This window comes from Pseudomonas sp. S1_G07, assembly GCF_054668565.1.
On record NZ_CP162778.1, the window covers coordinates 18191 to 31928 of the forward strand.

General features: G+C 60.9%; 9 protein-coding genes and 3 pseudogenes. 7 read left to right on the forward strand and 5 right to left on the reverse strand.

Annotation, left to right across the window (positions count from 1 at the left end; translation table 11 throughout):
- Positions 1-243: 243 nt before the first annotated feature.
- From AB4O05_RS00090 to AB4O05_RS00100, 3 genes are read right to left on the reverse strand one after another with little or no spacing between them, the layout of a single operon-like run.
- On the reverse strand, positions 244-1011 hold the full coding sequence (locus AB4O05_RS00090) for a heme ABC transporter ATP-binding protein (protein WP_460133975.1): 768 nt from the start codon (positions 1009-1011) through the stop codon (positions 244-246).
- Complete coding sequence (locus AB4O05_RS00095) at positions 1011-1994, reverse strand: FecCD family ABC transporter permease (protein WP_460137723.1); 984 nt, start codon at positions 1992-1994, stop codon at positions 1011-1013. Before AB4O05_RS00095 ends, AB4O05_RS00090 begins: the two co-directional genes overlap by 1 nt.
- A 50-nt stretch (positions 1995-2044) precedes the next feature.
- The gene (locus tag AB4O05_RS00100; protein ID WP_460133974.1) at positions 2045-2923 is read right to left on the reverse strand and encodes a heme/hemin ABC transporter substrate-binding protein; all 879 of its coding nucleotides are present in this window, start codon (positions 2921-2923) and stop codon (positions 2045-2047) included.
- Between the two features lie 155 nt (positions 2924-3078).
- Between AB4O05_RS00100 and AB4O05_RS00105 the strand changes: the two are divergent.
- Positions 3079-3397, forward strand: a pseudogene (locus tag AB4O05_RS00105) (Rieske (2Fe-2S) protein).
- On the opposite strand, the gene sfsA reads toward AB4O05_RS00105, so the two are convergent.
- Entirely contained in the window at positions 3394-4104 is a 711-nt protein-coding gene (gene sfsA / locus AB4O05_RS00110; protein WP_460133973.1) for a DNA/RNA nuclease SfsA, read from the reverse strand. The pseudogene AB4O05_RS00105 and the gene sfsA overlap by 4 nt on opposite strands.
- Complete coding sequence (locus AB4O05_RS00115) at positions 4104-5276, reverse strand: pyridoxal phosphate-dependent aminotransferase (protein WP_460133971.1); 1173 nt, start codon at positions 5274-5276, stop codon at positions 4104-4106. Before AB4O05_RS00115 ends, sfsA begins: the two co-directional genes overlap by 1 nt.
- A 319-nt stretch (positions 5277-5595) precedes the next feature.
- Here AB4O05_RS00115 and dksA point away from each other — a divergent pair, with 319 nt between their 5' ends.
- From dksA to AB4O05_RS00145, 6 genes and pseudogenes are all read left to right on the forward strand, one after another.
- Positions 5596-6027, forward strand: a complete 432-nt coding sequence (gene dksA, locus AB4O05_RS00120) for an RNA polymerase-binding protein DksA (RefSeq protein WP_460133970.1) — start codon at positions 5596-5598, stop codon at positions 6025-6027.
- A gap of 83 nt (positions 6028-6110) precedes the next feature.
- On the forward strand, positions 6111-6998 hold the full coding sequence (gluQRS, locus tag AB4O05_RS00125) for a tRNA glutamyl-Q(34) synthetase GluQRS (RefSeq protein WP_460133969.1): 888 nt from the start codon (positions 6111-6113) through the stop codon (positions 6996-6998).
- A 62-nt stretch (positions 6999-7060) separates the two neighbouring features.
- On the forward strand, positions 7061-7237 hold the full coding sequence (locus AB4O05_RS00130; RefSeq protein ID WP_003176118.1) for a hypothetical protein: 177 nt from the start codon (positions 7061-7063) through the stop codon (positions 7235-7237).
- A pseudogene (locus AB4O05_RS00135) lies at positions 7221-10174 on the forward strand (sensor histidine kinase). Before AB4O05_RS00130 ends, AB4O05_RS00135 begins: the two are co-directional and overlap by 17 nt.
- Positions 10175-10196: 22 nt before the next feature.
- Positions 10197-11626: pseudogene (locus AB4O05_RS00140) on the forward strand (sigma-54-dependent transcriptional regulator).
- A gap of 707 nt (positions 11627-12333) precedes the next feature.
- Complete coding sequence (locus AB4O05_RS00145; RefSeq protein WP_460133965.1) at positions 12334-13737, forward strand: polynucleotide adenylyltransferase PcnB; 1404 nt, start codon at positions 12334-12336, stop codon at positions 13735-13737.
- Position 13738 lies beyond the last annotated feature (1 nt).

Below are 13738 nucleotides of genomic sequence, written 5' to 3' on the forward strand. Positions count from 1 at the left end.
AAACAACTATTTGCTCAGCTTTCGAACGCGCGTTTGAGAAAAAACAGACTAGCGGAAGAAAACAGATGTTGACTCTCAAATGAGAATCGTTATGATTATCACAGCTGGTCGCGAGATCAGCCGATAACTGAAAGCCCCTTGGTTCGGACTCTCAGATTATCTCCTCATCAGGCTAATCACGGTTATTTGACCCGGCTTTTGCCGGGTCTTTTTTTGCCTGCCAAAAGCGGCTTCCAATAAAGCTCAGCGCGCGATGATCAAAGGATGCCCTCGCTCCGGATGCGGTTGCACCAACACATCCAGGCCAAATACGGCCTTGAGCGGCTCAGGTCGCAGCACCTGCGCCGGTGTGTCCAGGGCATGGGGACGCCCCTCCTCCAGCAGCAGAATGCGATCACAGTAGCGAGCGGCCAGATTCAGGTCGTGAAGGATCACCAGCACCGCCGCGCCCCGATCGGCAAACGTGCGAATGGCTTGCAAGATGGTGTGTTGATGCAAGGGGTCAAGCATCGACGTTGGCTCATCCAGCAGCAATGTTTGCCCCGCCTCACCTGGCCATAACTGCGCCAGCACCCGCGCCAGATGCACGCGCTGACGCTCCCCGCCAGACAACGCCAGGTAACTGCGACCGCTCAAATGCGCGACATCCGCCGCAAGCAGGGCCGCTTCGACAATCTCCTCATCCCGTACACGCCCGGTTTGATGAGGCAAACGTCCCATGCCAACGACCTCTTCGACCCGAAACGCGAAGTCCAGGGTCGAAGTTTGTGGCAACACCGCAAGCCGCTGCGCCCGCTGCGTGCCGCTCCAGTCTTTCAGCGCTTGCTCATCCAACCACACCCTGCCCTGATCAGGATGTAACTCACCGCACAGCGCCCCCAGCAATGTACTTTTGCCGGCACCATTAGGGCCCAGCACGCCGAGCACCTCACCCGGCAACAGATCGAGGGTGATACCTGCCAGCACCGTTTTGCCACCGCGACGGATCAGCAGTTCTTCCACGCGCAGCATCAGGCACGCCCCCGCAACAACAGGTAGAGAAAAAACGGTGCGCCAATAAACGCCGTCACAATGCCGATCGGCAATTCAGCTGGCGCCAAGGCCAACCGCGCGACCAAATCGGCAAAGAGCAGCAAACTCGCGCCAGCCAGTACCGAGGCCGGCAACAGCACCCGATGATCAGGCCCCGCCAGCAGGCGCACCAGGTGCGGCACCACCAGCCCCACAAAACCAATCATGCCTGCCGCAGCCACCGCAGCCCCCACGCCCAATGCGGTGCAGAGCACCAGCTCGCGCTTGAGCCCCTCCACATCAATGCCCAGGTGATTGGCTTCGGACTCGCCGAGCAGCAGGGCATTCAACGCCATGGCGCGACGCGGCAACCAAAGCGCCACCCCCGCGCTCACGAGCAACAAGGGCCACAACCGCGAATAACTGGCGCCATTGAGGCTGCCCAGGTTCCAGAACGTCAGGGTCCGCAGGGTCGCGTCATCCGCCAGGTAGGTAAACAGCCCCACCGCCGAGCTGGCGAGGGCCGTAAGCGCGATGCCCGCGAGCAGCATCGTCGCCACGTGGGTCTGGCCGTTGCGCCGCCCCAGACGATAGACCAACGCCGTCACGCCCAGACCGCCCAGGAATGCACACAAGGACAGCAGATAAGGCCCGAACACCTCCGGCAGCCCGCCAAAAAATGAACCGCCGACAATCGCAATGGCGGCTCCCAGCGCCGCGCCACTGGACACCCCGACCAACCCCGGATCGGCCAGCGGGTTGCGAAACAGCCCCTGCATGGCCACGCCCGACAATGCCAGTACACCGCCCACCGCCAGGCCCAGCAACGTGCGCGGTAAACGAATCTGCTCGAGGATCAACTCCGCCTGCTCCAAACCCTGCGCGTCAATCGGCACCCCCACCCAGCGCAAGGCCACCTTGAGCGTATCCAGCAACGGCAGGTTCACTGGCCCCAGCGCCAGCGATAGCCAGATGGCCAGCACCCACAACAACGCCAGCCCTACAAACAGTGCCTTCGGTTTAACCAAAGTGGTCATGGCGCAGGTTTAGCCAGGGCCGGGTAAAAATCGGCGGACAGCTTCACCAGGCTTTGCGGCAGACGCGGCCCCAAGCCCCCCACCAGCAATGTAGGATCAAGCTCAAACACCCGCCCACTCCTGCCCGCCGGGGTGGAAGCGAGGATCGGATTCTCTTTGAACAGCGCCGCGCGCGCTGCATCACCCGTGAGGGCGCGGTCGGCGAACACCAACACATCCGGGCTCAAGCCGGCCAGCGACTCCACCGAAAACGGCTTATAGCCACTGTGCGTCGCCAGATTACGCCCACCGGCCTGCTGCAACACCCAATCGCCCGCCGTGCCCTCACCGGCGATCAATGGTTGACTACCCGCGTGACCGATCAGCAGCAACACACCCGGCACCTTTTGCGTGGCCCGGGCCTTGGCGACCCAGCGTTTCTGTTGCGCCAACGCCTGCTCATAGCCGCTGAACATCTGGCTGGACCGGGCATCACGGCCAAGCAATTTGCCCAGGCGCTGAAGGGTGTCTTTCAAGGCAGGCAAATCCGGCTGAGCGGAGAACATCTGGACCTGGACACCTGCATTGCGAATCTGCGCCAGCACCGACGGCGGCCCCATTTCTTCAGTACCCACCAGCACCTGCGGGCGCAGGCTGAGGATGCCTTCGGCGGACAATTGCCGCTGATAACCAATACTGGGCAGCGCCTTGAGCGACTCGGGATGCTGGCTGGTGGTATCGACACCGACCAACTTCGACTCACCGCCCAACGCCGCGACCCATTCCGACAGCGCCCCACCGGCGCTCACCCAGCGTTGTGGCAATTCAGAGGCTTGCGCCGCGTGGTTGAGCAACAATCCGACAACAAGCGCAATAGCGCTGGCACTCAGGCGCATAACAGGGTTTCCTTCCAAGGGCAGGGCCTTTCGAACACTCATCGATGTGACAGACAACCCCTGCCACGCATCGAATCAAGCACCCAGTGAGCTAACGGCGAAGCTGGCATTTGATAATTGTTTGCATTTGAACGTCAAGGCACTTAAGGACCGAAATGAAGTTTCTCTGCCCCTCCGCCGCCCTCGCGCCAGACAGCAGCCTCGGGTTCAACGTCGACGGCATCCGGTTGCTGGCGGTGCGCCGGGGCGGCGTTGCCTACTTTTTATATCAATCGTTGCCCCCATCGCGGCATCCCGCTGGAATGGCAACCCGACCGCTTCCTCGACGACAGCGCCAGCCTGATCCAGTGCGCGACCCACGGCGCCTTGTTCCTGATCGAAAGTGGCGAATGCATCGCGGGGCCATGTGCCGGCCAAAGCCTTGTTGCCCTGCACGGCCACGAAGACGCACAGGGCCTGTGGGTGGATATCTAATCGAGCAACACGTCCAAGCGCCGGTCCACGCACACCTCCTCGGCCGTCACACGAACGCCATACGCCAACACCTCCACGCCGGCGGCCTTGGCCTCGCCCAAGGCCGCGGCGTAGGCGACGTCGATTTCCACTGCCGGGCGCACCGCATCGATTCCCGACAGGTTTACGCAGTACAACTGCACCGCCCGCACGCCCGCACGCGCCAGATGCGCCAGCTCGCGCAAGTGCTTGGCACCCCGTTGGGTCACCGCATCGGGGAAGGCCGCAACCCTGGAGCCATCAAAGCCCAGGGTCACGCTCTTGACCTCGACGTACGCCAAACCCTGCGGGTAATCCAGGCGAAAGTCGATACGGCTCTTTTCCTGGCCGTAAGGCACTTCGCGCTTTAACGCGGTAAACCCATTGAGCTCAGTGATCACCCCGGCACGCAACGCTTCCTCGACCAACTGATTGGCGCGCGCCGTATTCACGCACGCCAGGCGGCCCTGGGGCGTTTCGGCGATCTCCCAGGTGCCGGGCAACTTGCGCTTGGGGTCATTGGAACGACTGAACCAGACCTGTCCGCCTTCCACCATGCAGTTGAGCATTGAGCCCGTGTTTGGGCAGTGAATGGTCAAGAACTCGCCGGTAACGGTTTCGATATCAGTGAGAAACCGCTTATAACGTCGAATCAGCCGACCTTCTTCGAGGGGAGGATAAAAGCGCATCAGCCTTGCCAGCTCTGCAAACCACGGGCGATCCGCTCCACCGCTTCCTGTAGTCGATCCAGGTTTTGCGTGTAGGCAAAACGCACATGATGGCCGGCTTGGTAATGACCAAAATCGAGTCCCGGGGTAAACGCAACATGTTCAGTTTCGAGGAAATGCCGGCAGAACGCGAAGGCATCGCCGCCGAATGCGCTGATATCTGCATACAAATAAAAGGCACCTTCCGGTTCCACGGCAATGCCAAAGCCTAACTCGCGCAGGGTCGGCAGCAGAAAATCACGACGGCGGCCGAACTCGGCGCGGCGCTCCTCCAGAATGCTCAGGGTTTGCGGGGTAAAGCAGGCCAGGGCCGCATGCTGGGCCATGCTGGGTGCGCTGATATAGAGGTTTTGTGCGAGCTTCTCCAGTTCGCCCACTGCCGCCGGCGGTGCGACCAACCAACCCAGGCGCCAGCCCGTCATGCCGAAATACTTCGAAAAACTATTAAGGACAAAAGCCTCGTCATCAACTTCCAGTACGCTGGCGGCGTCAGTGCCATAAGTGAGGCCGTGGTAGATCTCATCCACCACCAAGTGGCCGTTACGCGCCTTGATCGCACTCGACAGCCCGGCCAATTCGTCTCGCGTGAGAATCGTGCCGGTGGGGTTCGCCGGGGACGCGACCAAAGCGCCCACGCTGTCCTGGTTCCAGTGTTTGGCCACCAGGTCAGCTGTCAGTTGGTAACGCACGTCAGGGCCGACCGGCACCAATTGCGCGGCGCCTTCCACCAGTCGCAGAAAATGCCGGTTACACGGGTAACCCGGGTCTGCCAGCAACCAGTGCTTGCCGGGGTCCACCAACAGGCTGCTGGCCAACAGCAATGCGCCGGAACCACCGGGGGTGATCAAAATACGCTCAGGATCGATGCCCAGGCCATAGCGCTGCTGGTAGAAACCGCTGATGGCCTGGCGTAACTCCGGCAGGCCACGGGCGGCGGTGTAGCGCGTCTTGCCATTGGCCAACGCCGCCTGGCCGGCCTGGATGATCGGCTCGGCGGTAGTGAAATCCGGCTCGCCGATCTCCAGGTGGATGACATCAAATCCAGCGGCCTGCAACTCGTTGGCTCGCGCCAGCAACGCCATGACATGAAAAGGTTCGATGGCGCGACTGCGCGCACTGTAGGGCTGAGCCATTAGCCTTCCTTAACGGTGAGGACAAAATCAGGATTCTACCGAACCAGCGCGGTAAAACATGTTCTATTGCCTGCCCTGACACCTTTGTGGTCCGGGCAAGCGCGCGCAAAACGACTAAAATCAACATTCGAGACGCGACATACCCAGGCATGGCGGGCTACTGCAGTTTGCAACCCTGGTGCGATGGCCCTCGACAACCGGGAGTGGCGCACCCCGAATCTATCTGGTAAGTTCGCCCGCTTGCAGCCGCAGGGCCGGCAGGTGTCGGTGACGTTGCAATCCTGCGCAATGGATTAGAAGAGTGAGAGGCGGTCTATTCATGTCCACCCAAGAAAAGCAAAGTATCAGCGGCTTCGAACCTTACGTAGAGAAGAAAGGTGAGGAGTACATGGGCGAGCCCATGCGCGAGCACTTCACCAAGATCCTTAACAAGTGGAAACAGGACTTGATGCAGGAGGTTGACCGCACCGTTGGCCATATGAAGGACGAAGCCGCCAACTTCCCGGACCCTTCCGACCGTGCCAGCCAGGAAGAGGAATTCTCCCTCGAACTGCGCGCCCGCGATCGCGAACGCAAGCTGATCAAGAAGATCGACAAGACCCTGCAGTTGATCAAGGACGAAGAATACGGCTGGTGCGAATCCTGCGGCATCGAAATCGGTATTCGCCGCCTGGAAGCCCGTCCTACCGCCGACATGTGCGTGGACTGCAAGAACCTGGCGGAAATCAAGGAAAAGCAAGTCGGCAAGTAATCCTGCCGAACTGAACGAATGGGGCGTGCAAGCGCCCCATTTTTGTTTCTGGCGTTTACCGATTTTCCAGTAGTATCCGGCCCATGACAGCCTCTACCTATATCGGGCGCTTTGCCCCTACGCCCAGCGGCCATTTGCACTTTGGCTCCCTGGTTGCCGCCCTCGCCTCCTACCTCGACGCCCGCGCCCACCAGGGCCGTTGGCTGATGCGCATGGAAGACCTCGACCCTCCCCGCGAAGAGCCCGGCGCACAGGCTGCGATCCTTCATGCGTTGGAAAGCTATGGTTTCGAATGGGACGGTGAACTGGTCCGACAAAGCGAACGGCATGATGCCTACGCCAAAGTGCTCAACGAGCTGTTCAACCACGGCCTGGCCTACGCCTGCACCTGCTCACGCAAGCAACTGGAACCCTACAACGGGATTTACCCTGGCCTGTGCCGCAATGCCGGGCACGACCAGCACGATGCCGCCATTCGCCTGCGAGTGCCCGAACTGGATTATCACTTCACCGACCGTGTACAAGGCGAATTCAGACAACACCTGGGCCGCGAGGTCGGCGATTTCGTCATCCGACGCCGCGATGGCCTCTACGCCTACCAACTGGCCGTGGTGCTCGATGATGCCTGGCAAGGGGTAACCGATATCGTGCGCGGCGCCGATTTGCTGGATTCGACGCCGCGCCAACTGTACCTGCAGGAACTATTGGGCCTGCGCCTCCCGCGCTACCTGCACGTCCCACTGATCGTGCAGCCTGACGGTCACAAACTGGGCAAATCCTATCGCTCGCCGCCATTGACGCCGGACCAGGCCACGCCTTTGCTCGTCAGGGCCCTGCGCGCCCTTGGCCAGCGCCCCGGCAACGAACTGCTGCATGCCAGCCCACGGGAACTGCTGGATTGGGGCATCCGGCACTGGGATGCCACACTGATCCCGCGCACACTGACCCTGGCTGAAGCGCAATTGAGCTGAAGGCGCTTGCAGCTTGCCAGGCATCCGTTACCATCGCCGCAGTTTTTTAATCAGAGGCCAACATGTACATCTATCGATTGGTCCTGCTGCTGGTCGTCGGGATCTACCTGTTTTCTCCCGCCATCATGGATTGGTGGATAGACGCCACGGGCGCCTGGTATCGCCCCTATCTGCTGTGGCTGATCCTGATCGTCGTGACCTTCATCCTGCAGAGCCAAAAAGATGCCGATGAGCTTTAGCCTCACCCAGATGCTGCTGATCAGCGCCGCCTACCTGGCCGCACTGTTCGGTGTCGCCTGGATCAGTGAGCGCGGAATGATTCCGCGGGCGATTATTCGCCATCCGTTGACCTACACCTTGTCCCTTGGCGTGTACGCCAGCGCCTGGGCGTTCTATGGCACGGTGGGCCTGGCCTATCAGTACGGGTATGGCTTTCTCTCCAGTTACCTGGGGGTATCCGGCGCATTCCTGCTCGCACCGGTGCTGCTGTACCCGATCCTGAAGATCACCCGTACCTACCAGCTGTCGTCCCTGGCCGATCTGTTTGCCTTCCGTTTCCGCAGCACCTGGGCCGGGGCACTGACCACGGTGTTCATGCTGATTGGCGTGCTGCCGTTGCTGGCCCTGCAGATCCAGGCAGTGGCCGACTCCATCAGCATCCTCACCCGCGAGCCGGTGCAATATCGAGTCGCCCTGGCTTTCTGTGCACTGATCAGCCTGTTTACGATTTTCTTCGGCTCACGCCACATCGCCACCCGCGAGAAACACGAGGGCCTGGTGTTTGCGATCGCCTTTGAGTCGGTGATCAAGCTGATCGCCATCGGTGGTGTCGGCCTGTACGCGCTCTATGGTGTGTTCGATGGCCCGCAACAGCTGGAACTGTGGCTGCTGCAAAACCAGACCGCCCTCGCCGCCCTGCACACACCGCTGCAAGAGGGGCCGTGGCGAACGCTGCTGCTGGTGTTCTTCGCCTCGGCGATCGTGATGCCGCACATGTACCACATGACCTTCACCGAAAACCTCAACCCGCGCTCACTGGTCAGCGCCAGTTGGGGCTTGCCGCTGTTCCTGCTGCTGATGAGCCTGGCCGTGCCACTGATCCTGTGGGCGGGCCTGAAACTCGGGGCCACCACCAACCCCGAATACTTCACCCTCGGCATCGGCATTGCCGCCAATAGCCCGGCACTGGCGTTGCTGGCCTATGTCGGCGGTTTGTCGGCTGCCAGCGGGCTGGTCATCGTCACCACCCTGGCACTCTCGGGCATGGCGCTCAATCACCTGGTGCTGCCGCTGTACCAGCCGCCGGCCGAAGGCAATATCTACCGCTGGCTGAAGTGGACGCGCCGTGCGCTGATCGTCGCGATCATCATGGCCGGCTATGGTTTCTACCTGCTGCTCGGCGCCGGGCAAGACCTGGCCAACCTGGGCATCGTCGCGTTTGTCGCCACTTTGCAGTTCCTGCCGGGGGTGTTGTCGGTACTGTATTGGCCAACCGCCAATCGCCGCGGTTTTATCGCCGGGCTGCTCGCCGGCATCCTGGTGTGGCTGGTGACCATGCTGCTGCCGTTGGTCGGCAACCTGCAAGGCTTCTACATCCCGCTGCTGAACATGATCTACGTGCTGGACGACACCAGTTGGCACATGGCGGCGATTGCTTCTTTGGCCGCCAACGTACTGATGTTCACCCTGATCTCGCTCTTCACCAACGCCAGCCCCGAAGAAACCAGCGCCGCCGAGGCGTGTGCGGTGGATAACGTGCGGCGCCCGCAACGCCGCGAACTGCATGCGGCCTCGCCCCAGGAGTTCGCCACGCAATTGGCCAAGCCCCTGGGCGCCAAGGCCGCGCAAAAGGAGGTCGAGCAGGCGCTGCGCGATCTGTACCTGCCGTTTGACGAACGCCGCCCCTATGCATTACGGCGCCTGCGCGACCGCATCGAAGCCAACTTGTCCGGCCTGATGGGCCCCAGCGTGTCCCAGGACATGGTGGAAACGTTCCTGCCCTACAAGGCTGGCGGCGAAAACTACGTGACCGAAGACATCCATTTCATCGAGAGCCGGCTGGAGGATTACCACTCGCGCCTCACCGGCCTTGCCGCCGAACTGGATGCGCTGCGCCGCTATCACCGCCAGACCCTGCAGGAGCTGCCGATGGGTGTGTGTCCCTGGCCAAGGATCAAGAGATCCTGATGTGGAACAAGGCCATGGAAGAACTCACCGGTATCGCCGCGCAAAGGGTGGTGGGCTCGCGCCTGAACACCCTGGGCGATCCGTGGAAAGAACTGCTGCAGGGCTTTATCAACCTGCCCGACGAGCATTTGCACAAGCAGCACCTGGCCCTCGACGGCCAGACCCGCTGGCTCAACCTGCACAAAGCCGCCATCGACGAGCCCCTGGCACCCGGTAACAGCGGCCTGGTGCTGCTGGTCGAAGACCTCACCGAAACCCAGATGCTCGAAGATAAGCTGGTGCACTCCGAGCGCCTGGCCAGTATCGGTCGTCTGGCCGCCGGGGTAGCCCATGAAATTGGCAACCCGATCACCGGTATCGCCTGCCTGGCGCAGAACCTGCGAGAAGAACGCGAGGAAGACGGCGAAATCACTGAGATCAGCGGGCAAATCCTCGAACAGACCAAGCGTGTGTCGCGCATCGTGCAGTCGCTGATGAGCTTTGCCCATGCCGGCGCCCACCAGAATCTGGACGAGGCTGTGTGCCTGGCCGAAGTGGCACAAGATGCCATCGGGCTGCTGGCCTTGAACCGGCGCAATTTCGAAGTGCAGTTCTTCAACTTGTGCGACCCGGACCACTGGGTCGACGGCGACTCACAACGCCTGGCCCAAGTGCTGATCAACCTGTTGTCCAACGCCCGTGACGCCTCCCCGCCCGGCAGCGCGGTACGCGTCAAGAGCGAGGCTTTCGAGCACACTGTCGATCTGATCGTAGAGGACGAAGGCAGCGGCATTCCACAGAACATCATGGACCGATTGTTCGAACCCTTCTTCACCACCAAGGACCCCGGTGAAGGCACCGGTCTGGGCCTTGCACTGGTCTATTCCATCGTTGAAGAGCATTATGGACAAATCACCATCGACAGCCCGGCTGACACCGAAAGCCAACGTGGCACCCGGATTCGGGTGACCTTACCGCGTCATGTCGAAGCGACGTCCGCTGTGAACTGAGACCGTCGAGAGAATTGAATCAATGCCGCACATTTTGATCGTCGAAGACGAAACCATTATCCGCTCTGCCTTGCGTCGCCTGCTTGAACGTAATCAGTACCAGGTCAGCGAAGCCGGCTCGGTGCAGGAAGCACAAGAGCGGTTCAGCATCCCCACGTTCGACCTGATTGTCAGTGACCTGCGCTTGCCGGGCGCGCCTGGCACCGAGCTGATCAAGCTTGGCCAGGGCACTCCGGTGCTGATCATGACCAGCTATGCCAGCCTGCGCTCGGCGGTGGACTCCATGAAGATGGGCGCGGTGGACTACATCGCCAAGCCTTTCGATCACGACGAAATGCTCCAGGCCGTGGCCCGCATCCTGCGCGACCGTCAGTCGGCCGGCAGCGCGCCAGCCGAACAACGCCCGGCCGGCAAAGCCGCCGACAAGCCAGGCGTCGACAACAGCAACGGCGAGATCGGCATCATCGGTTCCTGCCCACCCATGCAGGACCTGTACAGCAAGATCCGCAAAGTGGCGCCCACCGACTCCAATGTATTGATCCAGGGTGAGTCGGGTACCGGCAAGGAACTGGTGGCCCGCGCCCTGCACAACCTGTCCAAACGCGCCAAGGCCCCGATGATCTCGGTGAACTGCGCGGCGATCCCTGAATCCCTGATCGAGTCCGAACTGTTCGGCCACGAGAAAGGCGCGTTTACCGGCGCCAGTGCCGGGCGGGCGGGCCTGGTGGAAGCGGCGGACGGCGGCACGTTGTTCCTCGACGAAATTGGCGAACTGCCGCTGGAAGCCCAGGCGCGATTGCTGCGGGTGCTGCAGGAAGGCGAGATTCGTCGCGTGGGCTCGGTGCAATCGCAGAAGGTCGACGTTCGCTTGATCGCGGCCACACACCGCGACCTCAAGAGCCTGGCCAAGATCGGCCAGTTCCGTGAGGACTTGTACTACCGCCTGCACGTGATCGCCCTGAAGCTGCCCCCCTGCGTGAGCGTGGCGCCGACGTCAATGAGATCGCCAATGCATTCCTGCTGCGCCAAAGTGCGCGCATCAACCGTACGGACCTCAGGTTTGCCGCGGACGCCGAGCAGGCCATCCGGCATTACCCATGGCCGGGCAACGTGCGTGAGCTGGAAAATGCGGTCGAACGCGCGGTGATCCTGTCGGAGAGCCCGGAAATTTCAGCCGAGCTGCTGGGTATCGATATAGAACTCAGCGACCTGGAGGATGAGGACTTCGTCGGCCTGAACCCGCAACAGGGCGGCGCCAGCAATACCAGCCATGAGCCGACGGAAGATTTGTCACTGGAAGATTACTTCCAGCATTTTGTCCTTGAGCATCAGGACCATATGACCGAGACCGAACTGGCCCGCAAACTGGGGGTGAGCCGCAAATGCCTGTGGGAACGGCGCCAGCGCCTGGGCATTCCGCGTCGCAAGACCGGCGTGCCCAGCGAAAGCTGAGGCCCAGCCTCCCAGGTAACACTCACAGATGTGAAAAAACTGTTACCGCAGATATTTCACGTAACAAAAGCCGGGGCTTACGGTAACGAAGCCCCGGCTTTTTTTGCCCCGTCAAAAACCCGAAACCACCTCTACCCCCTGGTTTTACTGGGCGGCACAAAAGTTGGCACGCCCCCTGCTATATGCTTAGTACAAAAACAATAACAAGCTTTGTACAAGACAATAAAAATAAGACGAATCGACTCACGCACAATAAAAACAACACGGCGGAGGCGCAGCTAACTGATTCTTTTGGAGAGGCGTTGCATTTGGGGCTTGCCCCGCAACCAGGCCGAGAACAACAAAAACTGCCCTAAGGCAGAGCCTGAACTGGTTGGATCATAGATCAGCAACACAGCGACCAAAGCAATCCGTTTGCTCTTGACTCCCGATTGGGAGTGTCATGAAGGTGAAGCTTCATGGCGAGGGCGATCAACAAAAACAAGAAGCCCGAAACCAATAATAAAAATAGAGCACGCAACTACTTCTGGGGGAGCTTCGGCTCCCCTTGTAGTTTCTGCAATTTGACCCTTCGGCGGTCGCATGCAGCTTCTGGCGTAACGCTTGCAGCTTGTTCCTACACCATCCCCTGACTAAATGCTAGAATCCCCGCCCATCATGCGGTCATTCTTCGTTATGGCCGAACATTCCTTCAAACAGTGCATCCCATGCTGAAGAAGTTGTTCCAGTCATTCCGTTCTCCCTTGCGTCGTACGCAACACAAACGCAGCACGCCTGAAGTGCTCAACAGCAGCCAGCATTCGCTGCAACGCGCTCAATTCAGCCGTTATGCAGTGAACATCGTCGAACGTTTGCAGAACGCCGGCTACCAGGCTTATCTGGTGGGCGGTTGCGTGCGCGACATGCTGCTTAATATCACCCCCAAGGATTTCGACGTCGCCACCAGCGCCACGCCCGAACAGGTGCGCGCCGAATTTCGCAACGCGCGCATCATCGGTCGCCGCTTCAAGTTGGTGCACATCCACTTTGGTCGCGAGATCATCGAAGTCGCCACCTTCCGCGCCGGCCACCCGCAAAACGATGAAGAGGAAGACACTAACCAGTCTTCCCGCAACGAGAGCGGGCGCATCCTGCGCGACAACGTCTACGGCACCCTGGAAGAAGACGCACAGCGCCGCGATTTCACCATCAACGCGCTGTATTACGATCCGGTCAGCGAGCGCATCCTCGATTATGCCAATGGCGTACACGACATCCGCAACAACCTGGTCCGCCTGATCGGCGACCCGATCCAGCGCTACCAGGAAGACCCGGTTCGCATGCTGCGGGCCGTGCGCTTCGCCGCCAAGCTCAACTTTGGCATCGAAAAACACAGCGCCGCGCCGATCCGCGAACTGGCACCGATGCTGCGGGAAATCCCCTCGGCGCGCCTGTTCGAGGAAGTGCTCAAGCTGTTCCTCTCGGGCCACGCCGCCGATACCTTCGAAATGCTCGTCGACCTTCAGTTGTTCGACCCGCTGTTCCCGGCCAGCGCCGAAGCACTGGAATACAACCCGACGTACACTCACACGCTGATCAGCGAAGCCCTGATCAACACCGACCTGCGCATCAAGCAGAACAAACCGGTCACTCCGGCGTTCCTGTTTGCCGCGCTGTTGTGGCCGGCCCTGCCGAAACGCGTGCTGCGCTTGCAGGACCGTGGCATGCCACCGATCCCGGCCATGCAGGAAGCTGCCCACGAATTGATCGCCGAACAGTGCCAGCGCATCGCGATCCCGAAACGCTTCACCATGCCGATCCGCGAGATCTGGGACATGCAGGAACGCCTGCCGCGTCGCAGTGGCAAACGCGCCGACCTGCTGCTGGACAACCCGCGTTTCCGTGCCGGCTACGACTTCCTGCTGTTGCGGGAGAGCGCCGGTGAGCAGACCGACGGCCTGGGCGACTGGTGGACCGATTACCAGGACGCCAACGACAGCCAGCGCCGCGAGATGATTCGTGAGCTCGGCAGCAAGGGCGACGGCGAAGGCGTTGGGCCAAAGAAGCGTCGCCGCAGTAGCAGCAAGCGCAAACGCAGTGCCACCGATGCCTCGGGCGCCGTCGGCGAATAAA